Source organism: Spirillospora sp. NPDC047279 (assembly GCF_040643285.1).
Lineage (GTDB): Bacteria > Actinomycetota > Actinomycetes > Streptosporangiales > Streptosporangiaceae > Spirillospora.
On record NZ_JBEYUA010000005.1, the window covers coordinates 39,158 to 63,038 of the forward strand.

Consider the following 23,881-nt stretch of genomic DNA (forward strand, 5'->3'; position numbering starts at 1 on the left):
ACCCGCCGCGATTCGAGGTTCCCCGACGATGCCCACCGGACTTCCCTCCGGCCTGTCCCTTGAGCACGCCCGATCCATCGCCGGGGCGTCCCCGCCCGGCCACGTCCCGAGCCTGGGCGCGTGGGCCGCGATGGCGGTGATCGCCGCCGCCGCGGCCGCGGGCGCGTGGCCGGCCCGGCGCGACACCCGGCGCCTGGTCACCTGGCTCGCCACCGCCGCGGCGATCATTCTGATCATCGCGGTCACCGACCTGCTCCCCGGCGCCTGGTACGGCGCACTGGCGACGGGCCTGCCCCCGTGGGCGATCGTCCTCGCCGCCGTGGCGGGCTTCCTGGTCACCACCTTCGTCACCCGCCCCGGCGGCCCGGCCGAGGCGGAACGCCGCACCGGACGGAGCTCCGGACTCCTCAGCGGACGCCGCGCCGGACACCGGTCCGGGCGTCGCGGCGAACGCCGGACCGGACGTCACTCGCCCGGCCGGCACCGGCCGTCCACGAAGGCGCCCGGCACCGCGCCCTCCCTCGGCGCGCCGACAGCCGCCCCTGCCGAGGGGGCCGACGCCGCGCGCCGGCGCGTGGCCCGGTGGCTGGCGATCACCTGCGCCGTTCCGGCCGCCGGCATCGCCCTCACCGTCCTCGTCCCGCTCCCCGCCCGGCCGGCGGCGCTCCTGCTGGCCGCCATCACCGGTGTCCTCGCGCGCGCCACGGTCGTGGGGCTCAGGCTCGCCGCCGCCAAGCACCGGACGGGACGGCCGACGCGCCGCCAGCTCGCCGCCGTGGCCGTCGCCGCGGTCACCACCGGCACCCTCGTGTCGGCGGCCCGCTACGCCGGGCTCGCCCTGGACTCCCCCGCACGCGGCCCGGCCGTTCCCCAGGCGACCACCGCCCCGTTCGCCACTCCCTCGGCCACCGGTCTCTCCGACCGGGCGCCGTCCGGCACCGCGCCGCCCCGGACCCGTTCCTCGGGCGGCGTCTCGCCCGGCTCCTCCAAGTCCCCCCGCCGTTTCTGCCGCACCACGCCGCCTCCCGACCTCCAGAAGAAGCGCCCCTGCCGCCCCCGCTGACCCCGGCGCGGCGGACGAGCCGGCCCACCCGCGAGCCCGGTCACTACGCTGGAGGCGTCAAGAGCTACGGCCCACCCCCACGCCGCCGCTCGCGACCGGCGACGAGCAGGCCCGTTCCGCCGTCGCCGCCCTCGCCGGCACGTGGGGGCCCGCCCGGGAGGTGAGACTCCAGGTGCCCGATACCGGGGAACGCCATGGCTGACGGCGGCGGGGTCTTCTACGGCTGGCGGATCGTGGCCGGGCTGGCCGTCAGCCAGACCGTCGGGTTCGGCGTCCTCTACTACTCGTTCGCCGTCGTCCTCACCCCGATGCGCCATGACCTGGGCATCAGCACGACGCAGGCCACCGGCGCCCTGACCCTCGCCCTGCTCGTCACAGCCGTGGCGGCGGTCCCGGTCGGCCGCCGGCTCGACCGGCACGGCGGCCGGGGGCTGATGACCCTGGGGTCGGCCGCCGCCACCGCCCTCGTCGCGGCCTGGGCCGGAGTCGGCTCGCTCGCCGAGCTCTACCTGGTCTTCGCCGGGATCGGCCTGGTGTCGGCCATGGTGCTGTACGAACCCGCGTTCGCCGTCATCGTCGTCTGGTTCCGGCGGCGCCGCGCGAGCGCGCTGCTCGCCATCACCGTCGTCGCCGGATTCGCGAGCACCATCTTCATGCCGCTCACCGGCTGGCTCACCGACGCCTACGGCTGGCGCACCGCGCTCCTCGTCCTGGCCGCGATCCTCGGGGCCGTCACGATCCCCCTCCACGCCCTCGTGCGCGCCCACCCCTCCGACCTGGGCCTCCGCCCCGACGGCGACCCCCCGCCCGATCCCGAGCCCCCCGGCTCTGCGCGCCCCGTCCGGGAGCGGCCCGAGCGGAAGCGCCCCGGCCCGGAGCGGCCCGACCATGAGCCGGCCGGCCGGGAGGGGCGCGCGGAGGTGCGGGCGGACCGGGCGGAGGTCAGCCGGGTGGCGCTGCGCGACCCGGTCTTCTGGGCGCTGGTCGTCGCGTTCGTCGCGCACACGGGCGCGGTCGCGGTCATCGGCGTTCACCTGGTCGCCTACCTGGTCGACCTCGGCCATCCCGCCGCGTTCGCGGCCGCCGTCGCCGGCCTGCTCGGCGTCCTGTCGGTCACCGGCCGCCTGGCGACCAGCGCGGCGCAACGGCGCTTCGCCGTCACCACGGTCGTCGCCGTGGTCTTCGCCCTGCAGGGAGTCGCGGCGTTCGTTCTCCCCGCGACCGGGGACACCCGGGCCGGCGCCGTGGCCTGCGTGCTCGTCTTCGGTCTCGGCTTCGGCGTCGCGACCATCGCGCGGCCCGCCCTGCTGGCCGACCGCTACGGCACCGCCGCCTTCGGCACCATCTCGGGGTTCCTCACGTTCCCGCTCACCGTGGCGAAGGCCGTGGCGCCACTGGCCGCCGCGTTCCTGCTGGCCGCGACCGGAGGTTACACGCCGGTCATGGCCTGCACCGGCGCGGCCTGCGCGCTGGCCGCCGCGGCCCTGCTCGCCGCGGGCCGTCGCCGGCGCGACCGGCTCCCGGACGTCGCCGTGCGCCCGGAGACCGGAAGTCTCAGTTCTGAGCGGTGAGGCGCCGGCGGAACTCGGCGTGCGCGGTCTGGATGATGCGGTCGAGCTGCTGCAGCTCGGCCTCGGACGGCTCCCGTTGCAGCTCGACGTTGATCTTGAAGTCGCCGTCCACGATCCGCACGTCGAAGTCGCGCAGCAGGTCGTGCGGGAGCTGCCCGATGACGAACCGGCGGAACGACTCGGCGACCGCGCCCGCCATGTCCCCGCAGCCGCAGCCGCGTCCCTGCGCCATCGCGCCGAGATGGCTGCGCCCCGTGACGGCGTCCGGGTGGGCCGGATCGAGGAAGGTCAGGCCCTCCTCGGTGGTCGACCGCGCGTCCGGGATACGTTCCTGGTGCTGGAGGAACAGGCCCAGCGCGATCAGCGCCCGGCCCAGCATCTCGGGATCGGCGCCGCGCCGGGCCAGCGCCACCGCCTCGGCCATCCGCCGTTCGGCGTCGCCCGGATGCCCCGCGTCCGCCAGCGCCAGGCCGAAGTTGCGCAACGTCTGCGAGGCCAGCTCGGGGTGGCCGACCCGCTCGGCCCTGGCCAGCGCGTCGGCGTAGGTGCGCAGCGACGCGCCCTGCTCACCGGCCTCGCCGTAGGCCATCGCCAGGCCCTGCGCCGCCATGACCGAGTCCTCGACCCGGCCCTGCCGGTCGTACGAGGCGAGCACCCGCTGGATCGCCGTCACACGGCCCGCCGCGTCGCCGGTCTCCCGCCCGAGGTTGGCCAGCACCGACAGCGCGTTCAGGGTGGACTGGTGGTCCGGTCCCAGCCGCGCCTCCAGCGCGGTGACCAGCTCCGCCACGACCGGCTGCGCCGCCTTGGGGTTCGCGCGGCCGGCGCGGTTCAGCACGGCGTGCGCCATCTGGTCGACCAGCTCGTCCGGGAGCGGTTCGAGCCCGGCGAAGAGCTGGCCGGTGATGCCCTCGGCGCTCATGACGTCCGCGCGCAGCGCCAGCGCGCCGGCCACCCGTTCGTGGCCGTTGTTCCAGAAGTTGGCCACGGCCTCCTCGATCACCTGCCGGGCCCGCGGCAGGTCGCCGCGGTTGAGCAGCACGTCGGCCAGCGGCTCCAGCCCGAACGCGTAGCCGGCGTGCTCGCGGCCGTAGAACGACAGGCGCTCGTCGACCCCGCGGCGCAGCTCGATCTCGGACTCCTCGAGCCGGCCCGTCTCCTGCAGCGCGAGCCCCAGGTTGAGCCGGTAGGTCAGGTAGTCCTTGTAGGCGGCCGGGTCGGCGGGCACCTCCGCGCAGGCATGGCGGTAACACTCGACCGCGCGGTCGGGCTGCCCGCAGTTGAGCAGGACGTTCCCCAGGTCGCATTGCAGGGACGCCCACTCGGGGCTGCCCCTCCCCTTGCTCGCCTCGGCGGCGTGCAGTTCCCGCACGATGAACTCCTGGGCCTCCACCGCGCGTCCTTCGCGGAGGAGTGCGTAGGCCATATCCAGGGGGGTCGGGTTCATGGCCCGGGAGCCTACAGCCAGTGGACGCTGGTAAAGATCAGTGTGTTCGAAGCGGCACGATCCGGCCGTCGAGCACTATCGGGCACCTGCGGCGGCGCGCTCGCCGTCGATGTCTCGGGAAACTTTCGCCGTGCTGTCGCGGACGACCAGCCGGGTGGCCAGCTCGACGCGGGGCGCGTCGACGGGCTCGCCGGCGATGAGGCGCAGCAGCACCCGGGTGGCGGTGGCGGCCATCCCTGCGATCGGCTGGCGGACCGTGGTGAGCGCCGGGTTGACCCACTTGGCGATCGGGACGTCGTCGAACCCGACGACGCTCACGTCGTGCGGCACGCGCAGCGAGCGCTCCCGCATCGCCTCGTAGACGCCGAGCGCCTGCTGGTCTCCGGCCGCGAAGACGGCGGTGGGCGGCTCCGGCAGGTCGAGCAGGGCGGCGGCCTCGGCGTACCCGCCCCGGTCGGTGAGCTCGGCGTGCCGGACGTAGCCGTCCCGCACCGGGACGCGGGCGCGCTCCATCGCGGCGCGGAAGCCGTCCGCCCTGGCCCGGCTGCTCAGCAGGCCGGGCGGGCCGCCGATGTGCGCGACCCGGGTGTGCCCGAGCGAGATCAGGTGCTCGGTGGCGCTGATCCCGCCCGCCCAGTTGGTGGCGCCGACCGCCGGAACCTCGGAGTCCGCCTCGCCGACCGGGTCGACCACCACGAACCGCAGGCCCAGGGCGTCCAACCGCGCCCGGTCCGACGCGGTCAGTCCGGTGACCACCAGGACCACGCCGTCCGAACGCCGCGCGGCGAGGTTCTCCAGCCAGTCCCGGGCCGCCGGGGAACGCCCGTGGACCGCCGACAGGGCCATGCCCAGGCCGGCCTCGTAGCAGACCTCTTCGACACCCCGGATGATCTCGATGGACCAGGAGCTGTCCAGCTCGTCGACGACCAGGCCGATCAGCCCGACGCCGCCGTGCCGGTGCGAGCGGCGGCGCTCGTAGCGGTTGCTGAGCAGGGCCGCCTCCACCCGGGCGCGGGTCCCGTCCGACACGTCCGTCCTGCCGTTCAGGACCTTCGACACCGTCGCCACCGAGACCCCCGCCTCCGCGGCGATGTCTGCGATCTTGGCTCGCTTCCTGACCATCAGCACCTCCACGGCCCGGCCTGAACGCCGCAGCCTATTGCGAAACTTTCGGAGGCGTGGGCGGTACGGGACGGGAGGCCGAGATCAGGCGGTGGGGACGAAGACGATCGGGGTGGTGCTGTGCCGGAGGCAGTACGCGCCGATGCCGCCGGGGTGCTCGGGCGCGCTGATGCTCGTGGTCCCGAGGACGAGCAGGCGGGCGTCGCGGGCACGTTCGACCAGCCGGGAGCCGGGCGGGCCGTGCACCGGCGCGGTGATGACGTGGTCCGGGACGTCGCCGGCGCGGATCAGCGCGTCGAGCGCCTGCTTCAGCCGTTCGCCGGCCACCCGCAGCGGGTCGTCGCGGAGCGCGGCGGCGGGTTCGGCGGACGGATCCTCCCAGACCGACACCACGTCGAGGCACAGGGCACGCTCCTTCGCCTCGTGGGCGGCCCACAGCAGGGCCCGCCGCGAGCCGTGGGACCCGTCCACGCCCACGACGATCCGCCGTCGCCAGGTCTCCGGGTCGATCCCCTCGACGGGGACCTCGGTGATCCGCGGCCCGGACTCGCCGTCGATCGGCATGGTCGATCACTTCCCCTTCATGGCCTGGACCGGGAGGCACGTCCGCCCGTCACCCTCCAGGATTTCGCGGGGCGGGACCCGGGATCAAGGACGTCGGTCCATGATCCACGGGACCTTCGGCCCCTTCGACGTTCGGTGATCGTCCGATCACGTCCGGCGACATGACCCGAAGGCGTTGCATGGTCATGCATTGGCGTGCATACTTCTGCCTATGTCGAAAGTGCTCTCCTCCCTGCCAGCCGGCGAACGCGTCGGGATCGCCTTCTCCGGTGGGCTCGACACCTCCGTAGCGGTCGCGTGGATGCGCGAGAAGGGCGCCGTGCCCTGCACCTACACCGCCGACATCGGGCAGTACGACGAGCCCGACATCGGCTCGGTGCCGGGCCGCGCGACCGCGTACGGCGCGGAGGTCGCGCGGCTGGTCGACTGCCGGGAGGCCCTGGTGGAGGAAGGGCTCGCGGCGCTGGCCTGCGGGGCGTTCCACATCAGGTCGGGCGGGCGGGCGTACTTCAACACCACGCCGCTGGGGCGGGCGGTCACCGGCACGATGCTGGTGCGCGCGATGCTCGAGGACGACGTGCAGATCTGGGGCGACGGCTCGACGTTCAAGGGCAACGACATCGAGCGGTTCTACCGGTACGGACTGCTCGCCAACCCCTCGCTGCGGATCTACAAGCCGTGGCTGGACGCCGACTTCGTCAGCGAGCTCGGCGGCCGCAGGGAGATGTCGGAGTGGCTGCTGGCCCGCGACCTGCCCTACCGGGACAGCACGGAGAAGGCCTACTCGACCGACGCCAACATCTGGGGCGCCACGCACGAGGCCAAGGCGCTGGAGCATCTGGACGCCGGCATCGAGACGGTCGAGCCGATCATGGGCGTGCGGTTCTGGGACACCTCGATCGAGATCCCGGCAGAGGACGTCACGATCGGCTTCGAGGAGGGCCGGCCGGTGACGATCAACGGCAAGGAGTTCCCCTCCGCCGTCGACCTGGTACTGGAGGCCAACGCCATCGGCGGCCGGCACGGGCTGGGCATGTCCGACCAGATCGAGAACCGGGTCATCGAGGCCAAGAGCCGGGGGATCTACGAGTCGCCCGGCATGGCGCTGCTGCACGCGGCGTACGAGCGGCTCGTCAACGCGATCCACAACGAGGACACCCTCGCGGCCTACCACAACGACGGGCGGCGGCTCGGCCGGCTCCTGTACGAGGGCCGCTGGCTCGACCCGCAGGCGCTGATGTTGCGCGAGGCGCTCCAGCGCTGGGTCGGCACGGCCGTCACCGGCGAGGTGACCCTGCGGCTGCGGCGCGGCGAGGACTACTCCCTCCTCGACACCTCCGGGCCCGCTCTGAGCTACCACCCCGACAAGCTGTCCATGGAGCGCACCGAGGACTCCGCGTTCGGCCCGGTCGACCGCATCGGCCAGCTGACCATGCGCAACCTCGACATCGCCGACTCCCGCACCAGGCTGGAGCAGTACGCCGGGCTCGGCATGGTGGGCACCGCGCACTCGTCGATCATCCCCGCGCAGGCGCCGCCGACCGCGCTGATCGGCGCCATGCCCGAAGGCGGCGCGGAGGAGATCGCCTCCCGAGGCGAGGCGCCCGGCGACGAGGAGCTCCTCGACCACGCCGCCATGGAGGCGGGCACCGACTGATCGGTGCGCGACCGGCCGATCAGTGCGTGACCGTCACCTTGAGCAGAACGACGATCATGCCGAGGAAGAGATTGAAGGCCGCCGACACCAGGACGAACCGGGTCGAGGCCCCGGACCTGGTGTCGGCGACGATGCCCCAGCCGACCTGCCCGGCCAGGGCGACCAGCAGCGCCATCCATGCCACCCCGGCGTCGCCCACGCCCAGCACCAGGCAGGCCGTGGCGGCGATCGCGGGCGGGAAGGACGCCTGCGCCAGTGGCCACTCGTGCCGGGCGACCGCGGCCAGCCACGGCCACGTCGCCGAGGCGGCATGCCTGCCGTCCCCGGCCAGGGACGCGTGCACATGCACCAGCCAGAACACGAACCCTGTCGCGACCAGCAGGATGATCAGCCTGGGCGCCGGGGCGGGGTCGTTGCGCGGGCTGGTCCCGATGACCACCGAGGCGGCCAGCAGCGACCCGTAGACGGCCCCGGCGTAGTTCACCGGTCCCGCGTCGCCACCGGCCTCGGCGGTCAGTACCCGGCTTCTTCGGCTTCCTGTCGTCCGTACACGCACAGCGCCCAGATCACCGCCACGTCGAGCACGATCATGAGGATGCTCCACACCGGGTAGTACGGCAGGAACAGGAACTGCGAGACGGCGTTCAGCACCGCGAACACGATGCCGACCGCGCGCGCCCAGGCACGACCGGAGAGAACGAAGAACCCGGTCACCGCGAGCAGGACGCCCAGCACCATGTGGGTCCAGCCCCAGGCGGTCACGTCGATGTCGAACACGTAGTTCGGGGCGACGACGTAGAACTGGTCCTTCAGCACGGCGGCCAGGCCCTGGATCGCCTGGAACGCGCCGATCATCACCATCATGATGGCCGCGAACACGACCATCCCGACGACCCAGCCACTCACCGGCTCGGGTTCGACCGGCGGGTCGGTTCCCTGCCGGGCTGCGGACATCTGCTCGGACATTGAGCACCTCCAAGACCGACGACACGGTCAGGATGCGTGCGCCGGAGTGCGCGCGGGTCATCCGCGGCGGGTGAGTCCCGGGGCGGGGACGCACCGGGAGTCACCTGTCCCGGGTGACGCGCCCGGCGCACGGGAGTTCCTAGCCTGCCGGTGACCCGAACGCTCGAGAGGGAGCCCGCGATGACCGGCCCGTCCTTCGATCGCAACCCGCAGCCCTACGAACCCCGGCCGCAGCGGCCCGCGCCGACGTCGCACGTGGACTCGGGCGTGTTGTGGGGAGGCGGCCTCGCCACGGCGGCGGTCGCGACGCTGGTGGCGTTCGCCGGCGTGCTCATCGCGCGAGGGGTGTTCGGCGTCGAGCTGCTCGCGCCCGAACGCGCGGGCTCGATCGGCGACTCGACCACCGGCGCCTACCTGGTGCTGGCGGGGAGCGGAGCGCTCGTCGCGGCGCTGATCCTGCAGATCCTCGTCGCGCTCACGCCCCGGCCGCTGGCGTTCTTCTCGTGGATCCTCGGCATGCTCACCGTGATCTTCGCGGTGATGCCGCTCACGGCCGACGCTCCCGCGTCGACGCGGGTGGCGACCAGCCTGATCAACCTGTTCATCGGGCTGGCCATCACGTCGCTGCTCCGCCAGATCGGCGCCATCGCCCTGCGGTCCGGCGGTCACGTCTCCCGATAGGGCCGCATGTAGACGGCCAGCGCCCAGATGGTGAGGACATCCAGCCCGATGATCACCATCGACCACAGCGGCATGTTCGGGAAGTTGAGGAAGTTGAGGACGGCGCTGAGGGACACCACCGCGATGCCCACCGCACGCGCCCACACCATGCCCGCGAACACGCCCCATCCGGCGAAGAACACCACCATGCCCATGATCAGGTGCACCCACCCCCAGGCGGTGGCGTCCCACGCGAAGGCGTACTCGCCCCTGATCGCGTAGAACTCGTCGTCCAGGATCGCGGCGAGCCCGGCGATCGCCTGGAAGAGGCCGATGAGGATCATCATGATGCCGGTGAAAACGGCGAGTCCCAGGGCCCAGTTGTCCTTGCTTGCTCTGTCCATGGCACCTCCCATCAGGTGGGGTCGGGGCCAGCCTCCCGCCGGGCGCGACCGGCGGTAATCACCCGCCGCGGATGAGCCCGGCATCCGTGCCCGCGGGGATCGTTCGGGCATGAACGCCGCGGCCGCGCAGGATTCCCCCGACGTCCTCCCCCCGTTCGAGGGCGCCGTGCCGCCCGGCGAGCGGCTGGCGGCGCAGTCCGGCCCGCTGGCCCGGGCCGCCTCCGTCCTCGCGGGACGGTTCGGCCGCGGCGGCATGGCCCTCACCTACGGGATCGACGCCGGGGTGCCGACCGCGCGCGGCATCGCCGCCGGCTTCGCGCGCCCTGGGGCGCCGGGGCGGCGGGCGCTGCCCGCGCTGGCGCTCGATCCGGCGTACGGCGACATCGCCCGGCAGGTGCGGAGGCTGGCCAACCCGTGCGACGTGATGATCGCGGTCGTGCCCTCGACGCCGACGAACGGGACCGCGGCACCGCTCAACGCGGCGGCCGTGCTCGGGCTGCCGATCATCGCCCTCACCGCGTCCGGCGCCGGGTACGTCGGGGACGTCACCGACCACGTCATCGCCTCGTCGTCCGCGAGCCCGCTGCTCACCGCGGAGTTCCACACGTTCACCCACGACGTGCTGGAGCACCTGGTGCATCTCGCCCTCGTCCACCGGCCGCCGGTCGGCCTCGGTCCGGCCGCGGTCCCGGACGCGCGCCTGGTGGAGGCCGCGCGGGTCCGGGCGGCCGAGCTGGCCGCGTCCCGGGCCGGGCTCCTCCGGCCGTACGAGAGGCGGCTCTCGGCCTGCGCGACCGTGCTCGCCCGTGCCCTCACGCGCGGCTCCCGCCTGTTCGTCGTGGACGACGGCGACGACCGGTACGCGGAGACGGTGGCGCGCGCCTTCGCCGCTCCCTCGCACTCCGGCGCGGCGCCGCTGCCGGTGCTCTCGCCCCACGGCGGCGCCTCGGAGCCGGGTGACGTGACGCTCGCGCTCTTCACCGGCGACGACACGGCCGAGATGGTGTCGATCCTCGCGGCGGCCCGGTGGAAGAGCCAGCTGACCCTCGCCTTCACCGGCCCTGCCGGGCAGAACCTCCGGCGCGGCGACCTCGCCGACCATGTGCTCGTCGTCCCGGACGGGCCGTCGCGCCGCGTCCGCGAGACCCACCTGACGTGGAGCAGCGCCCTGTGGGAGTTCACCCACAGGGCGCTGCGACGGCCGCCGCGCTGACCGCGGCGGCCCGCCGACCGTCAGCCGGACGTCCCGCCGGCCTCCTCGTCTCCGTGCAGGGCTTCCTGCAACTGGCGCTCGGTGTCCTTGGACAGCGACGACTTCAGCACGGTGCCGCCGTACTTGCTCATCGCGGCCACGGCCTTGTCCGGGGTGACCTTCTCGACCACGAGGAAGAGCGCCGACGTGCCGGGCTGCACCATCTCGCGGACCTGGCGCTGGAAGGTCTTGTCGATGCCGGACTTCTCGATCTTGCCCATCAGGGCGCCCATGCCGGCGCCCAGTGCCATGCCGAAGAAGGGCACGAAGAACAACAAGCCGAACAACATGCCCCAGAACATGCCCCACATCGCACCGCCGGCGACGGCGTGGTGGTTGGTGGTCACATGGAACTTGCCCTCCTTGTCGCGAGAGATCACCGCGACGGCGTCGGGCTGGATGATGAGGTCTGCGCTCAGACGCTGAACCTCCCGTTCCGCATCGGCCGCGGTCGTCTCGTCGGGGTAGCCGATCGCGATCAGATCCGCCATCACCGGCCTGCCTTCCCGATCACTTGATCGTTTTGAAGCGAGTCGTGTCGCAATCATGGAAGTCCGGCGGGGGTCTGCCCGGCATCACCCGTGACGGATGATGCTCGCGGCCCGCGATCCGGGCACGTTCTGTGAGGAGGCCGGACCCGGTGCCCGGCCCCGCGGGTCGTGAGCGGAGGTGACGGAACGGATGGCCATCGGACCTGTTCAGCTGATCGTGCTGGGATTCTCCCATCCTGATTTCCACGGTGAGATCATCAACGAGCTGGAACGGCTGCGGCAGAGCGGCACCGTGCGGGTGATCGACGCCATCGTCGTCTACAAGGACAAGGAGGGCAGGCTCGAGGTGGAGCACCTCAGCAACCTCACGACCGAGGAGGCGATCGAGTTCGGCAGCACGGTCGGCGCCCTCATCGGCCTCGGGATCGAGGGTGAGGAGGGTGCCCAGATCGGTGCCGTGCTCGGCGCCGAGCGGGCCGCGGAGGGCGCGCGGGCCTTCCCCGAGGGGGCCGAGGCCTGGGACGTCCTGGCCGACATCCCCGTCGAGTGCGCCGCGGCGCTCATCCTGCTGGAGCACCACTGGGCCGTCCCGCTGCGGGACGCGGTGATGCGCGCCGGCGGGTTCCGCATCGCCGACTCGTTCATCAGCCCGCTCGACCTGGTCGACGTCGGCCTGCACACCGCCGAGGAGGCTCGGCAGCTGCACGACCTGGAGACCGCGCCCCGGCGCTGACCGGCGGAGAGCAGGAGGTAGCCATGTTCGCGTCCCGCAGGATCGCACGGCTGAGGGACCGCAGGACCGCACGCAGGGTGGCGCGGCGCCGTTCCTGACACGCGCGCCCACCGGAGCGGACCGGGCGGCCCGGCACGAGAACGTCCTCGTGCCGGGCCGCCCCGCGTCCGCTCTCTCGCGTGCCGGACCGCCCGCATCCGCCTTCGGCGGGCGCCGGGCCCGCCCGCTTCCGCTTCAGCGGGCGTCGTCGTCCTGCTCCGTGGTGATGACGGCCGGCCGCGCGGACGCCGGGGCCCAGTGCGCATCGGAGCCGGCGACCGTCCGGTAGGCCGCGACGGCCGCCTCGATGGTCGGGTAGAAGACGCTCGGGTCGATGGTCCGGGTCAGCCCGTACGTCTCGATCTTGCGCCGGACCGGGTCCTTGAGCTCGGCGAACACCAGCAGGACCGAACGGGCCTCCAGCCACTCGTCCAGGTCCTCCAGCACGTCCGACGCGGTGGTGTCGATGTCGGTGATCGGCTCGGCCGCGATCACGATCCAGCGCGGCGCCGGGTCGGCCAGCGCGAGCCGCGTCACCGCGTCCCGGAAGACCTTGGCGTTGGCGAAGAACAGCGGGGCGTCGAACCGGTAGAGCGCCAGGCCGGGCAGCAGGCCGGCGTCCGGGTAGGACTTGACCGAGTGGTAGCCCTCCAGCCCGTCCACCCGGCCCAGCACGGTCTCGTACGGCCACCAGGCGCGCCGGAAGACGTTGAGGATGGACAGGCCCACCGCGATCGCGATCCCGGGCAGCACGCCGAGCAGGGCGACGCCCAGGAACGCCGCGACCGACAGCAGGAACTCCGTCCGGCGCTGCTTCCACAACCGCACCGTCCCGGGCAGGTCGGCCAGCGACAACGACGCGGTGATGACCACGGCCGCCAGCGCGGGCTGCGGCAGGTCGCGGAACAGCCCCGGCACGAACACGATCATCAGGATGATCAGGCCCGCCCCGACGACGCCGGTGAGCTGCGTCTTGGCGCCCGCCCGTTCCGCCACCGCGGTCCGCGACCCGCTGGTGCTGACCGCGAAGCCCTGGAAGAGACCGGCGGCGAGGTTGGCCGCGCCGATGCCGACCATCTCCTGGTTGCCCCGGACCTCCTGCCCGGTGCGGGCCGCGAACGCCGACGCGGTGGAGATCGTGTCGGCCAGGGACACCACGGCGATGCCGAGGGCGCCCGCGAACAGCAGCCCGAGGTCGCTCAGCCGGATGTCCGGGACGGTGGGCGGCGGGAACCCCTCCGGCAGCACGCCCACCAGGTCGACCCCGTGCTCCTCCAGTTCGAAGACCGCGGCGGCCGCGATCATCAGCGCCACCATGACCAGCACCGCGGGGATCTTGGGCAGCCAGCGCTGCAACACCAGGATCAGCACGATCCCGGAGATCCCGACGGCGGCCGCGGCGGGGACCGCGTCACCGCCCGCCACCCCGGTGACGAAGCCGGTGAACTCGCGGATCAGCCCGTCGGCCTCGACCTTGAAGCCGAGCAGCTTGGGCAGCTGCCCGATCATGATGGTCAGCGCCAGCCCGTTCATGTAGCCGATCATCGTGGGCTTGGAGATGAGCTCGGCGATGAACCCGAGCCTGGCCACCGAGGCGAGGACCATGATGGCGCCGACCATGAGCGCGAGCATGGACGCCAGCGCGACGGCCCGGTCGGGATCGCCGCCCGCCGCCATCAGCGGCAGGATCGTCGCGGCGATCATCGGCCCGAGCGAGGAGTCCGGTCCGAGGACCAGGACGCGCGACGGCCCGCACACCGCGTAGCCGAGCAGGCAGAGGATCGACGTGTAGAGACCGGTGATGGGCGGCAGGCCGGCCAGCTCCGCGTACGCCATGCCCTGCGGCACCAGCAGCGCCGTCAGCACGGCACCCGCGACCAGGTCCTTGACCAGCCACTCCCGCCGGTAGGTCGTGACGAGGCGCACCCCCGGCAGGCCGCGCAACGACGACGACCAGCCGCCCCCGGATGACGTCATCGACCGCCCCCCAGGGCGAGCTTGCGGAGCCGGCGCCAGTCGAGCGGCGGCTTGGACGGCGGGGCCGCCCGGCGATGCCGGGGCACCCGGACGCGCAGGGCGGCCGGCTGGATCCGGCAGACGACGGGGACTTTCAGCAGGAGCGACTCGCCGTCGACGCCGACCGGGATCTCGGCGGCGTCGGCGTCGATGACGGCCTCGGCGGCGGCCCGCGCGGTGAGGCCGGCCCCGTGCGAGCCGCGGAGCATCCCGGCCGCCTGCGCGGCGTTGTCGACCTTGACGCCCAGGATGCCGAGCGTCCCGGTGTCGAGCCGTTCGCGGCGGCCCAGACCGGCGGGGTCGCCGCCCTGGTAGGGGTTGTTGCTCACCAGGACGGCCTGCGGCCCGTCGAGGACGGCGTCACCGGCGCGCACGGTCAGCCGCGGGCCGGTGTGGCGGGTGAGCAGGTCGGGCAGCACCCGCAGGGTGGTCCCGACCTTGTCGTCGCGGTACTCGGGGCTCTGCACGACGGCGGCGTACGCGCCGAACGAGGCGTTGTTGACGAAGACCCGGTCGCCGACCAGGCCGAGGTCGACGCGGATCTCGACGCCGTCGGTGAGGGCGTCCAGGCAGGTGGACGGGTCGTCCCGGTCGAGCCCGAGGTCCATCGCGAAGTGGTTCCGGGTGCCGGCCGAGATGACCATGAACGGCACGTCGTGCCGCGCGGCGACCCCCGCGACCAGGGCCTGCGTGCCGTCGCCGCCCGCGACGCCGATCAGGTCGGCGCCGCCGGCCACGGCCCGCCGCGCCAGCTCGGCGACGTCCTGCGGATGCGCCGGGTCGAGCAGCACCACCTCGGCCCCGAGCGCCTCGGCCTTCTTGAGCAGGTCGAACCGCTCCACCTTGCCGCCGCCGGACCGCGGATTCATGATCAGGAACGGCCTCCGGGGCGGCGCGGTGGACACCTCGGCCCGCGGCGCGGCCGGGCTGTCCAGGCGCAGCGCGGACCGGCCCGCGAACCCCGCGGGGATCCACAGCGCGAGCGACAGCAGGACGGCCCAGAGCAGGCCGAGCGCGGCGTAATGGACGAGGACGGCGACCGGCGCGGCCACCGCGAGCACGGCGGCGAGCACGCGAAGGACGCCGCGGCGGCTCAGCACCCACCACAGCGAGGCCACGGTGACGCCCAGCGCGAGCAGCCCCAGGCCCAGCAGCGTGATGCTCCTGAGCCCGGCGGCGAGCAGCATGTTCACGATCGCCGCCGCGGCGAGCGCCAATGACGCGCGCGCGGCGGCCGTCTTGTTCTTCCAGGCTGGCACGCGCTCATCCGACACCCCGTCCCACCTCCTCACATCACCTCGGAAGGGTGATGCCCGCCGCGGGGCGCGCGCCCAGCCTTGCCGATGAGGAGGTCCGCCATGTCGATGCCGAACACCGCCGCGCTGACCCCGTCCGAAAGGGCCGCCGGCGGGAAACGAGAGCGCGCGCGGGTTCCTCGTTCGAGCCACGGCCCGTTCGAGCCCCCGCCCGACCGGCCCGATCCCCTCGGCATCCTCGAGGGACAGTCGGCCGAGCGGGTTCCCGAGCTGGTGCCGATCCGGTACGGGCGCATGATGGAGTCACCGTTCCGCTTCTACCGCGGCGCGGCCGCGATCATGGCGTCCGACCTGGGGACGCTCCCCCACACCGGGCTCACCGCGCAACTCTGCGGCGACGCGCACATGCTGAACTTCCGGCTGCTCGCCTCCCCCGAGCGGCACCTGATGTTCGACATCAACGACTTCGACGAGACCCTTCCCGGTCCGTGGGAATGGGATGTCAAACGTCTGGCCACGAGCCTGGTGATCGCGGCCCGTGCCAACACGTTCCCCCGCAGGGAACGCCGCGCGATCGTGCTCGGCTGCGCGCGCGGCTACCGGGAGCGGATGGCCGAGCTGGCCTCGATGAACACGCTGGACGTCTGGTACGCGCAGGACGACGCGGACCGGCTGAGCGCCCTCCAGTCCGACCGCGCGTTCCGCCGTCGCGCCGCCGAGGCGACCGCCCGCGCCCGCACCCGGACCGGCGTGCAGGCCTTCGCCAAGCTGACCGAGATCAGCGACGGCGTCCGGCGCATCACGCCCGACCCGCCGCTGATCACCCCGCTCCGCGACCTGCTCCCCGAGCAGCAGGAGGCGGAACTGGCCGAGGCGCTGCGCGAGCTGGTCAGCGGCTACGCCGAGACGCTGTCCTCCGAACGCCGCCGCCTGCTGCGCCGCTACCGCGTGGTGGACATGGCGCGCAAGGTGGTCGGGGTCGGCAGCGTCGGCACCCGTTGCTGGATCATCCTGATGCTGGGCCGCGACGACGGCGACCCGCTGCTGCTCCAGGCCAAGGAGGCCGGCGAGTCCGTCCTCGCCCCGTTCCTCGAGAGCAGCGAGTACAAGCAGCACGGGCAGCGCGTGGTCGCCGGGCAGCGCCTGATGCAGGCGGCCAGCGACATCTTCCTGGGCTGGCGGACCGTCACCGGGATCGACGGCAGGGCACGTGACTTCTACGTCCGGCAGCTTCGCGACTGGAAGGGCATCGCCCAGCCGGAGCGCATGTCCCCGGCGCTGATGGACGCCTTCGGCCGCCTGTGCGGCGCCTCGCTCGCCCGCGCCCACGCCCGTTCCGGTGACCCGATCGCCATCGCCGCCTATCTCGGCGGCGGCGACGCCTTCGACCTGGCCCTGACCGAGTTCGCCGAGACCTACGCCGACCAGAACGAGCGCGACCACCGGGCCCTGGTCGACGCGGTCGAGTCCGGCCGGTTCACCGCCGGGTAGGCGGCCGGCGGGCGCCGGCGGACGTGCCTCCCACCGGAAGGGCCACTGTTGCCGGAAAACCGCGCGGGGACCCGGCGAAGGTGCGAAGGTATGGCCCGCGGGGACGCTGGGGAACGGAGCACATGGGGGCGGCTCTGGACGAGGTGGAGGACGTGCCGCATCGGGGGGAGGTCGTCCTGCCGGGCGGCTTCGAGGCGGTCGAATACGCGAGCGGGGTACGGCGGCTGCGTTGGCGGCTGCGCGAGGAGATCGACCTCGACGAGGTGGAGCGGCTCCCCGAGCCGCGGCGGCGCCCGCGCCTGGAGCGGGTGCTCGGCGAGATCGTCAACCTGGAGGGGCCGGTGCTGACGGCGCCCGAACGGGCGGCACTGATCCGGCAGGTCATCGACGAGGAGTTCGGGCTCGGACCGCTCGAGCCGCTGCTGGCCGACCGCACGGTCACCGCGATCATGGTGAACGGGGCGCGGGAGCTGTTCGTGGAACGCGGCGGCCTGCTCCACCGGGTGTCCGCGGCGTTCTCCGACGACGACACCCTGCTGGAGACGATCGAGCGCATCACCGGGCAGGACGTCGGCCGCCACCGCCCGACGCTCGGCACCCGGCTGGCGGTCGGCGAGCGGGTGACGATCACCATGCCGCCCGTCTCGGCCGGGCCGACACTGACGATCCGCCGTTTCCGCCGGAGCTTCACGCTCGACGAGCTCGTCCTGGCCGGCGCCGCCGACGCCGCCACGGTCATGCTCCTCGGCTCGCTGGTCAGGGCGCGGCTCACCCTGCTGGTCACCGGCGGCCCGCGCAGCGGCACGTCCACGTTCCTCAACGCGGCCGGCGGGCTGATCCCGCCGGGCGAGCGCGTCGTCACCGTGGAGGAGACGGCGGAGCTGCGGCTCGCGCACGACCACGTCGTCGCCCTGGAGGGCGAGGACGTGGGGGCGCTGGCCGGGGTCGCGCTCGGGATGCGCCCGGATCGGCTGGTGATCGGCGAGGTCCGGCCCCGGCACGCCCGGCACGTGCTGGAGACCGTCGCCGACGGCATGGACGGCGTGCTGATGGCCGCCCACGCCCGCGGGCCGGGCGAGGCGCTGCGGCGGTGGGAGTCGCCGGGCGGCGTGCCGGCGGAGGCGGTGTGGGAGGCGGTGGACGCGGTGGTCCATCTCGAACGCGGCCGCGACGGCGTCCGCAGGATCGGCCACGCCGCCGCGGTCGACCACGAGGCCCGCACCCTCCGGACCTTCACGGCGTTCGAGCCTTCGGACCAGGGGTTCGTCCATTCGCCGCTGCCCCGCGAGACGACCGGCCGGATCGAGGCGGCGGGCGAGAGCGTGCCCACGCCGTTCGCCTGATCACCCGGCTCGGCCGCGCGTCACCCCCCGGGGCCGCCCGCGCGGAAGTCCAGGCGGCGCATGACGCGGTCGACGAGGTCGGGTGGCATGCCCGGCTCGCGGCGTGCGGCCAGCGCCTCCTGGCGGCCCGCGGCGAGCACGTCGGTCATGATGTCGCGCAGCTGGCCGGCCCGCCGGGCGTGCGCACGGGCCGCCTCGTCGGCGGCGTCCGGGTCGGCGCGGGCCAGCCGCCGCTGGAAGCCGTCGCGCAGCCGCTCGTACATCTCCTCGGGGAGGTTCTGCTCCTCGGCGATCTCCTTGGCGCGGGCCAGCTCGGCGCCCAGGACGCGGTTCCACAACTGCCGTTCCAGCTCCCGTTCGCGCTCGGTGTCGGCGTGCACTCCGGTGAGCCGGACGACCAGCGGGAGCGTCGGCCCCTGCAGCAGCAGGGTGAACAGCACGACGGCGAACGCGGTGAAGAGGATCTCGGCGCGGCCGGGAAAGTCGCCGCCCTCCGTGGTGAGCGGGATCGCCAGCGCCAGGGCGACCGTGGCGACCCCGCGCATGCCCGCCCACCAGGTCACGATCGTCTCCTGCCAGGTCTGCGGCTCGTCGGCGTCCTTGCGCCCGCGCGCCAGCAGCCACCACGTGCCCAGCAGCCAGGCCAGCCGCAACCCCACGACCACCGCGATCACCGCCGCGGCGCCGCCGAGCAGCCGGGTCCAGCCGGCCCCGGCCGCGTCCAGCACGGTGCTGAGCTCCAGGCCGATGAGGCCGAACGCGAAGCCGCTGACCAGCATCTCGATGATCTCCCAGAAGGAGTCGCCGACCAGCCGGAAGTCGCTGTCGCCGAAGTCGGTGACCGCGTCGGTCAGGTAGAGCGCGCACACCAGCACGGCCAGCACCGCCGAGCCGCCCCAGGCCTCGGCGATCCCGTACGCGGCGAACGGCACCAGCAGGCTCAGCGCGACCTGCCAGGCCGCCTCCTCCAGGCGTCCCATCAGCCGGCTCGTCGCCCAGCCGAGGGCCAGGCCGACCGCGACCGCCACCACGGCGGACACCACGAACTCCCCCAGCGCCTCCATCGTGGAGAAGCGGCCGGTGACGACGGCCTCGACCGCCACCCCGTAGACGACGATCGCGGTCACGTCGTTGAAGAGCCCCTCCCCCTCCAGCACGGAGGTGAGCCGGCGGGGCAGGCCGAGCCTGGAGGCCAGGGCGGTGGCGGCGATGGGGTCGGGCGGCGCGACCAGCGCGCCCAGCACGACCGCCGCCGCCACCGGGACCGCCGGGTACCAGGCGTGGAACGCCCACGCCACCGCCGCCGCGGTCACGATCACCAGCACCACGGCGCGCATCGTGATCGCCGCCCAGTTCTCCGCGAACGCCCGCCAGGACGTGCGCCGCGCGGACGCGTACAGCAGCGGCGGCAGGACCAGCGGCAGGATCAGGTCGGGCTCGATGTGCACCTGGGGGATCTGCGGGACCAGGGCCAGCACGATGCCGAACACGGTCATCAGCACCGGGGACGCGACGCCGATCCGGCGGCTCAGCGGCTCGGCCAGGATCGTGGCGAACAACACCAGGAACACCAACACCAACTGGTCCACCGGACCAGTCTGGTGGCACCGTCCCGGCCCGCACCGGCGCCACGCCGGTGCAGGTCAGCCCACATGCGGGCTCTCCTCACGTCAACACCTACCGGCCCCGCCACCAACGTCCTGGCCGAATACACCTAGTGCCGTCCGGCCCGCCGGAAGGCAGTAGGTTGCGGAGGTGGCCAACGACAACGACCTGATGACCTCCGTCGTGCTGGCGGGCCTCGTCGGCGGGCTCGCCGGAGCCGCGCTCACCGGCCGTCGCGGACGGCGGGCCGCGCTCGCCGGAGCGGTGGCCGGCGCCGTGGGGGTCGGGGCGGGCGAGGCGGTCGCCCGGTCCCGCCAGAAGCCCGGCGAGATCCCGGCGCTCTGGCAGCGGATCGTGATGAGCGGCGCGATGAGCGCCCCGATCGGCTGGGCGGCGGGCCGTGCCGGCGCCGGGCCGCTGCCGGTCGGCACCGCCGCCGGGACGGTCGCGGGCGCGATGGGCGTACGGCCGCAGAAGGTCGCGCTGGGGCCCGTGCTCGGCGCCGCGGTCGGTGCCGCCGCCCGGTCCCGCGGAGCCCGCCGCCTCCGCCGTTCCGGCGGCGCCGCGACCGGGACGACGGGGACCACCAGGGCCGCGCGGGCCGCGACCGGGGCGGCGGTGGCGGCCACCGCCGTCGTGGGCTTCCGGGTGGTGTCGGCGCTGGTGTTCCGCGACGCCCAGGTGAGCCTGGTGGCCGAAAAGGTGGAGCACCTGCCGTTCGTGGTGCCGCTGGAGGCGCGGTCGCGGTACGTGGGCACCGGGTACGTGCGCGATCTGGCCAAGGTCATCGGCGGCGCCTACACGCCCGACACCCCCGACATCGGCATCGTGGCGTCGCTGGACGAGCTGGCCGGCCCCGGCTTCGACCCCGCGACCGTCGATCCGCGGGTGCGGGAGTTCTACGAGCGCACCTCCCGCTACACCCTCGACATCGAGCCCGAGTGGCGGCTCTGGGTGCGCCCCGGCTACCTGCTCTACCGCACGTTCCTGGCCCGGCCGCTCGGGCAGGCCAACGTGCCGATGAACCAGCGCGACGTGCAGCGCGGCATGCGCAGCCGCATCGACACGATCGTGCCGGACGGCGGCGGCGTGGCGAGCGTGCGCGGCTGGATCCGCTCGTTCGCCGACACCGACGAGCCGATCTACGTGGGCATCTACACGACCTACCGGCACGAGGGCCGGGGGTACGTGAGCGTCGGGTTCCCCCTCCCCCAGGCCAGCTTCACCGCCACGCTCGAGCCGCGCCCGCGCGACGGCGGCGGCCTGGTGCTGACCAGCGCGAGCGACCTCGACCACCCCGGCCACTACCTGACCTACATCGACCCGGACACCCGGGAGCTCACCACCCTGGCCGTGCACGGCTTCGCCGAACGCCTCGACGTGTACGTGCAGGACGGGGAGCTGCGGGCCGAGCACGCCTTCTCGGTCTTCGGCCTGCCGTTCCTGGTGCTGCACTACCGCATGACCCGCAAGCCCTAGAAGCCCGCGGCGAGGGCTCAGCGGGGCCCGGCGGGCGGGCTCAGTGGGCGGGCTCAGTGGGCGGGCTCAGTGGGCAGCGGCGTCCCAGTCGGGGCCGGTGCCGATGGCGACCTCGAGCCCGACGCTCAGCGGGTAGGCGTTGATCATCTGGTCGTGGACCAGCTCCGTCACCCGCTCGCCCTCTCCCGGGGCGACCTCCAGCACGAGCTCGTCGTGCACCTGGAGCAGCAGGCGGCTGCGCAGGCCGGCGGTGGTGAGCGCGTCCTCGACCCGGAGCATCGCGATCTTGACGATGTCGGCCGCCGAACCCTGGATCGGGGCGTTGAGCGCCATGCGCGCCGCGGTCTCGGCCTTCTGCCGGTTGTCGCTGCCCAGGTGGGGCAGGTAGCGGCGGCGGCCGAGCACGGTCTCGGTGTAGCCGGTGCCGCGCGCCGCCTCGACCACGCGGTCCAGGTAGGCGCGGACGCCGCCGAGCCGCTCGAAGTAGGCCTCCATCAGCGGCTTGGCCTCGGCCACCGGAATGCCGAGCTGCCGGGACAGGCCGAACGCCGACAGCCCGTAGGCCAGGCCGTAGGACATCGCCTTGATCTTGCGCCGCATGTCGGCGGTGACCGCCGCCGGGGCCACCCGGAACACCTGGGCGGCCATCGAGGTGTGCAGGTCCTCGCCCGACTCGAACGCCGCCAGCAGGGTCGGGTCCTGGGACAGATGGGCCATGATCCGCAGCTCGAGCTGGCCGTAGTCGGCGGTGAGCAGCGCCTCGTGGCCCTCGCCCGGCAGGAACGCCTGCCGGATGCGGCGGCCCTCGGCCGTGCGGATCGGGATGACCTGCAGGTTGGGCTCGGTCGAGGTGAGCCGGCCGGTGGCGGCGACGGTCTGGGTGAACGTGGTGTGGATGCGGGCGTCGGCGCCGATCTCCTTGATCAGCCCGGCCACGGTCATGCGCAGCCGGGACTGGTCGCGGTGGTGGAGCAGGATCTCGGGCATGCCGTTGTCGGTCTGGGTGGCCAGCCAGGTCAGCGCGTCCACGTCGGTGGAGTGCCCCGACTTGATCTTTTTGGTCCTGGGCAGCCCGAGCTCCTCGAACAGCACCTCCTGGAGCTGCTTGGTCGAGCCCGGGTTGAACGGGTGCCCGGCGATCCGCGCGGCGTCGTCGGCGGCGCGCGCCATCGCGTCCTCGAACTGCTTTTCGAGCTCGCGCAGCAGCGCGTCGTCGACGAAGACCCCGTCGCGTTCGGCGCGGGCCAGCAGCGCCGACAGCGGCAGCTCGACGTCGCGCAGGATGGCGTCCATGCCCGTCTCGGCGAGCTCGGCGGTGAAGCGACCGGCCAGCTCCAGCACCGCGCGGGCCTCGACCATCAGCCCGGCGGCGCCCTCGGCGGGCGGCCGGTAGCCGAGATGGCGGGCCGCCAGGTCGGCGACGCCGTAGGCGGCGAGCCCGGGAAGCAGCAGGTAGGCCGCCAGCGCGGTGTCGGTGCGGACTCCCTCGACGCGCCAGCCGCGGTCGGGGAACACCCGCAGCAGGCCCTTGAGGTCGTGCAGGGCCTTGGGCCGCGCGGGGTCGGCCAGCCACGCGGCGAAGGCACGTTCGTCGGCCTCGGTCAGCTCGGCGGGCTCGAAGGAGGCCGCGTGGTCGTCGCCGGTGGCCAGCGCGATCCGGTGCACGTCGCCCGTGCCGCGCAGCCATGTCGTGTCGGCGGCCAGGCCGAGGCACACGTCCGCGGCCCCGGCCTGCGCGCGCAGCCACTCCGCCAGCTCGCCCGGCGCCAGCTCGCGCCCGCGCAGCGGCTCGCCCTGGTCTGCGGCGGCCTGCTCGGGGGCCTCGCCGCCGCCCGGGTCGGCGGCGAAGAGCCGCTGCCGGAGGCTGGCGTTGCGGAACTCCAGCTCGTCGAGCAGCGTGGTGAACGCCGCCAGGTCGTACGGCCGGCGCCGCAGGTCGTCGAGGCCCACCGGCAGCTCGACGTCGCGGACGAGCTCGGTCAGCCGCCGGTTGAGCAGCACGGTGTCGAGGGCCTCGCGCAGCCTGTCGCCCGCCTTGCCCTTGACCTCGCCGACCCGGTCGACCAGGGCCGCCAGCGAGCCGTACTCGCGGATCCACTTGGCGGCCGTCTTCTCCCCGATGCCGGGGATGCTCGGCAGGTTGTCGGACGGGTCGCCCCGCAGCGCCGCGAAGTCGGGGTACTGCCGGGGCGTCAGGCCGTACTTGGCCTCGACCGCCTCCGGCGTGTAGCGGATCATCTCCGCCGCGGTCCGGTAGAAGTAGAGCGCGGTGACGTCGTCGCTGACCAGCTGGAGCACGTCCCGGTCACCGGTCATGATCAGCACCTGGTGGCCCGCGGCCTCCGCGGCCGTGGCCAGCGTGGCGATCACGTCGTCGGCCTCGAAGCCGGGCACTCGCAACGTCGTCACGTTCATCGCGGCCAGGAAGTCGCCGAGGATCGCCATCTGGCTGTGGAACTCGTCGGGTGAGCGCGTGCGCCCGGCCTTGTAGTCGGGGAACGCCTCGGTGCGGAACGTCTGCCGCGACACGTCGAAGGTGACCGCCACATGGGTCGGGTCCTCGTCGCGCAGCACGTTGGCCATCATGTTGGCGAACCCGTAGACCACGTTGGTCGCCTGGCCCGTGGTGGTGGAGAAGTTCTCCACGGGGAGCGCGTAGAACGCCCGGTAGGCCAGCGAGTGGCCGTCGAGCAGCAGAAGGCGAGGGCGGTCGATCATACCC

20 protein-coding genes are annotated in these 23,881 nt (G+C 73.7%); 9 read left to right on the plus strand and 11 right to left on the minus strand.

Annotated features, from left to right (window positions below):
- Positions 1-28: 28 nt before the first annotated feature.
- Positions 29-1,063 carry a hypothetical protein gene (locus ABZ810_RS13815; RefSeq protein ID WP_358402925.1) on the plus strand — a complete coding sequence of 345 codons (1,035 nt, stop codon included), beginning with the start codon at positions 29-31 and terminating at the stop codon, positions 1,061-1,063.
- 194 nt (positions 1,064-1,257) lie between these two features.
- Positions 1,258-2,634: an MFS transporter gene (locus tag ABZ810_RS13820; protein ID WP_358402926.1), complete on the plus strand. Its 1,377-nt coding sequence runs from the start codon at positions 1,258-1,260 to the stop codon at positions 2,632-2,634.
- On the opposite strand, the gene ABZ810_RS13825 is transcribed toward ABZ810_RS13820, so the two are convergent.
- From ABZ810_RS13825 to ABZ810_RS13835, 3 genes are all read right to left on the minus strand, one after another.
- Positions 2,618-4,081 carry a hypothetical protein gene (locus tag ABZ810_RS13825; protein WP_358402928.1) on the minus strand — a complete coding sequence of 488 codons (1,464 nt, stop codon included), beginning with the start codon at positions 4,079-4,081 and terminating at the stop codon, positions 2,618-2,620. The genes ABZ810_RS13820 and ABZ810_RS13825 overlap by 17 nt on opposite strands.
- 75 nt (positions 4,082-4,156) lie before the next feature.
- On the minus strand, positions 4,157-5,203 hold the full coding sequence (locus ABZ810_RS13830) for a LacI family DNA-binding transcriptional regulator (RefSeq protein WP_358402930.1): 1,047 nt from the start codon (positions 5,201-5,203) through the stop codon (positions 4,157-4,159).
- Positions 5,204-5,287: 84 nt separating this feature from the next.
- Complete coding sequence (locus tag ABZ810_RS13835; protein ID WP_358402932.1) at positions 5,288-5,767, minus strand: universal stress protein; 480 nt, start codon at positions 5,765-5,767, stop codon at positions 5,288-5,290.
- A gap of 211 nt (positions 5,768-5,978) precedes the next feature.
- Between ABZ810_RS13835 and argG the strand changes: the two genes are divergently transcribed.
- A complete protein-coding gene (gene argG, locus ABZ810_RS13840) occupies positions 5,979-7,424 on the plus strand; it encodes an argininosuccinate synthase (RefSeq protein ID WP_358402934.1) in 1,446 nt (481 codons plus the stop codon).
- Between the two features lie 19 nt (positions 7,425-7,443).
- Here the strand turns inward: argG and ABZ810_RS13845 are convergent, their stop codons facing one another.
- Together ABZ810_RS13845 and ABZ810_RS13850 are read right to left on the minus strand one after the other, a co-directional pair.
- Positions 7,444-7,908 (minus strand): hypothetical protein, encoded by a 465-nt coding sequence (locus ABZ810_RS13845; RefSeq protein ID WP_358402936.1) that lies wholly within the window; start codon positions 7,906-7,908, stop codon positions 7,444-7,446.
- 29 nt (positions 7,909-7,937) lie between these two features.
- On the minus strand, positions 7,938-8,390 hold the full coding sequence (locus ABZ810_RS13850) for a hypothetical protein (protein ID WP_358402937.1): 453 nt from the start codon (positions 8,388-8,390) through the stop codon (positions 7,938-7,940).
- Between the two features lie 180 nt (positions 8,391-8,570).
- On the opposite strand from ABZ810_RS13850, the gene ABZ810_RS13855 reads away from it, so the two are divergent.
- Entirely contained in the window at positions 8,571-9,071 is a 501-nt protein-coding gene (locus ABZ810_RS13855) for a DUF6069 family protein (RefSeq protein WP_358402939.1), read from the plus strand.
- Here ABZ810_RS13855 and ABZ810_RS13860 read toward each other — a convergent pair.
- Positions 9,056-9,454, minus strand: coding sequence for a hypothetical protein (locus ABZ810_RS13860; RefSeq protein ID WP_358402940.1), 399 nt, complete (start codon positions 9,452-9,454; stop codon positions 9,056-9,058). The genes ABZ810_RS13855 and ABZ810_RS13860 overlap by 16 nt on opposite strands.
- Before the next feature lie 109 nt (positions 9,455-9,563).
- Between ABZ810_RS13860 and ABZ810_RS13865 the strand changes: the two genes are divergently transcribed.
- Entirely contained in the window at positions 9,564-10,667 is a 1,104-nt protein-coding gene (locus ABZ810_RS13865) for a hypothetical protein (protein ID WP_358402942.1), read from the plus strand.
- 20 nt (positions 10,668-10,687) lie between these two features.
- On the opposite strand, the gene ABZ810_RS13870 is transcribed toward ABZ810_RS13865, so the two are convergent.
- Positions 10,688-11,197: a DUF1269 domain-containing protein gene (locus ABZ810_RS13870; RefSeq protein WP_358402944.1), complete on the minus strand. Its 510-nt coding sequence runs from the start codon at positions 11,195-11,197 to the stop codon at positions 10,688-10,690.
- 190 nt (positions 11,198-11,387) lie between these two features.
- Here ABZ810_RS13870 and ABZ810_RS13875 point away from each other — a divergent pair, with 190 nt between their 5' ends.
- Entirely contained in the window at positions 11,388-11,930 is a 543-nt protein-coding gene (locus ABZ810_RS13875) for a hypothetical protein (protein WP_358402945.1), read from the plus strand.
- A 234-nt stretch (positions 11,931-12,164) separates the two neighbouring features.
- Here ABZ810_RS13875 and sulP read toward each other — a convergent pair whose 3' ends face one another.
- Both sulP and ABZ810_RS13885 read right to left on the minus strand, forming a co-directional pair.
- Positions 12,165-13,946 carry a sulfate permease gene (gene sulP, locus ABZ810_RS13880; protein ID WP_358402947.1) on the minus strand — a complete coding sequence of 594 codons (1,782 nt, stop codon included), beginning with the start codon at positions 13,944-13,946 and terminating at the stop codon, positions 12,165-12,167.
- Positions 13,943-15,244, minus strand: a complete 1,302-nt coding sequence (locus tag ABZ810_RS13885; protein WP_358402949.1) for a diacylglycerol kinase family protein — start codon at positions 15,242-15,244, stop codon at positions 13,943-13,945. The genes sulP and ABZ810_RS13885 overlap by 4 nt, the downstream gene beginning before the upstream one ends.
- Before the next feature lie 99 nt (positions 15,245-15,343).
- Between ABZ810_RS13885 and ABZ810_RS13890 the strand changes: the two genes are divergently transcribed.
- Both ABZ810_RS13890 and ABZ810_RS13895 read left to right on the plus strand, forming a co-directional pair.
- Entirely contained in the window at positions 15,344-16,732 is a 1,389-nt protein-coding gene (locus ABZ810_RS13890; RefSeq protein ID WP_358402950.1) for a DUF2252 domain-containing protein, read from the plus strand.
- Between the two features lie 122 nt (positions 16,733-16,854).
- Positions 16,855-18,075, plus strand: a complete 1,221-nt coding sequence (locus tag ABZ810_RS13895; RefSeq protein ID WP_358402952.1) for an ATPase, T2SS/T4P/T4SS family — start codon at positions 16,855-16,857, stop codon at positions 18,073-18,075.
- Between the two features lie 20 nt (positions 18,076-18,095).
- Here the strand turns inward: ABZ810_RS13895 and ABZ810_RS13900 are convergent, their stop codons facing one another.
- Positions 18,096-19,664: a Na+/H+ antiporter gene (locus tag ABZ810_RS13900; RefSeq protein WP_358402954.1), complete on the minus strand. Its 1,569-nt coding sequence runs from the start codon at positions 19,662-19,664 to the stop codon at positions 18,096-18,098.
- A gap of 166 nt (positions 19,665-19,830) precedes the next feature.
- Between ABZ810_RS13900 and ABZ810_RS13905 the strand changes: the two genes are divergently transcribed.
- A complete protein-coding gene (locus ABZ810_RS13905; protein ID WP_358402956.1) occupies positions 19,831-21,159 on the plus strand; it encodes a hypothetical protein in 1,329 nt (442 codons plus the stop codon).
- A 66-nt stretch (positions 21,160-21,225) separates the two neighbouring features.
- On the opposite strand, the gene polA is transcribed toward ABZ810_RS13905, so the two are convergent.
- Positions 21,226-23,877, minus strand: coding sequence for a DNA polymerase I (gene polA, locus ABZ810_RS13910; RefSeq protein WP_358402958.1), 2,652 nt, complete (start codon positions 23,875-23,877; stop codon positions 21,226-21,228).
- Positions 23,878-23,881 lie beyond the last annotated feature (4 nt).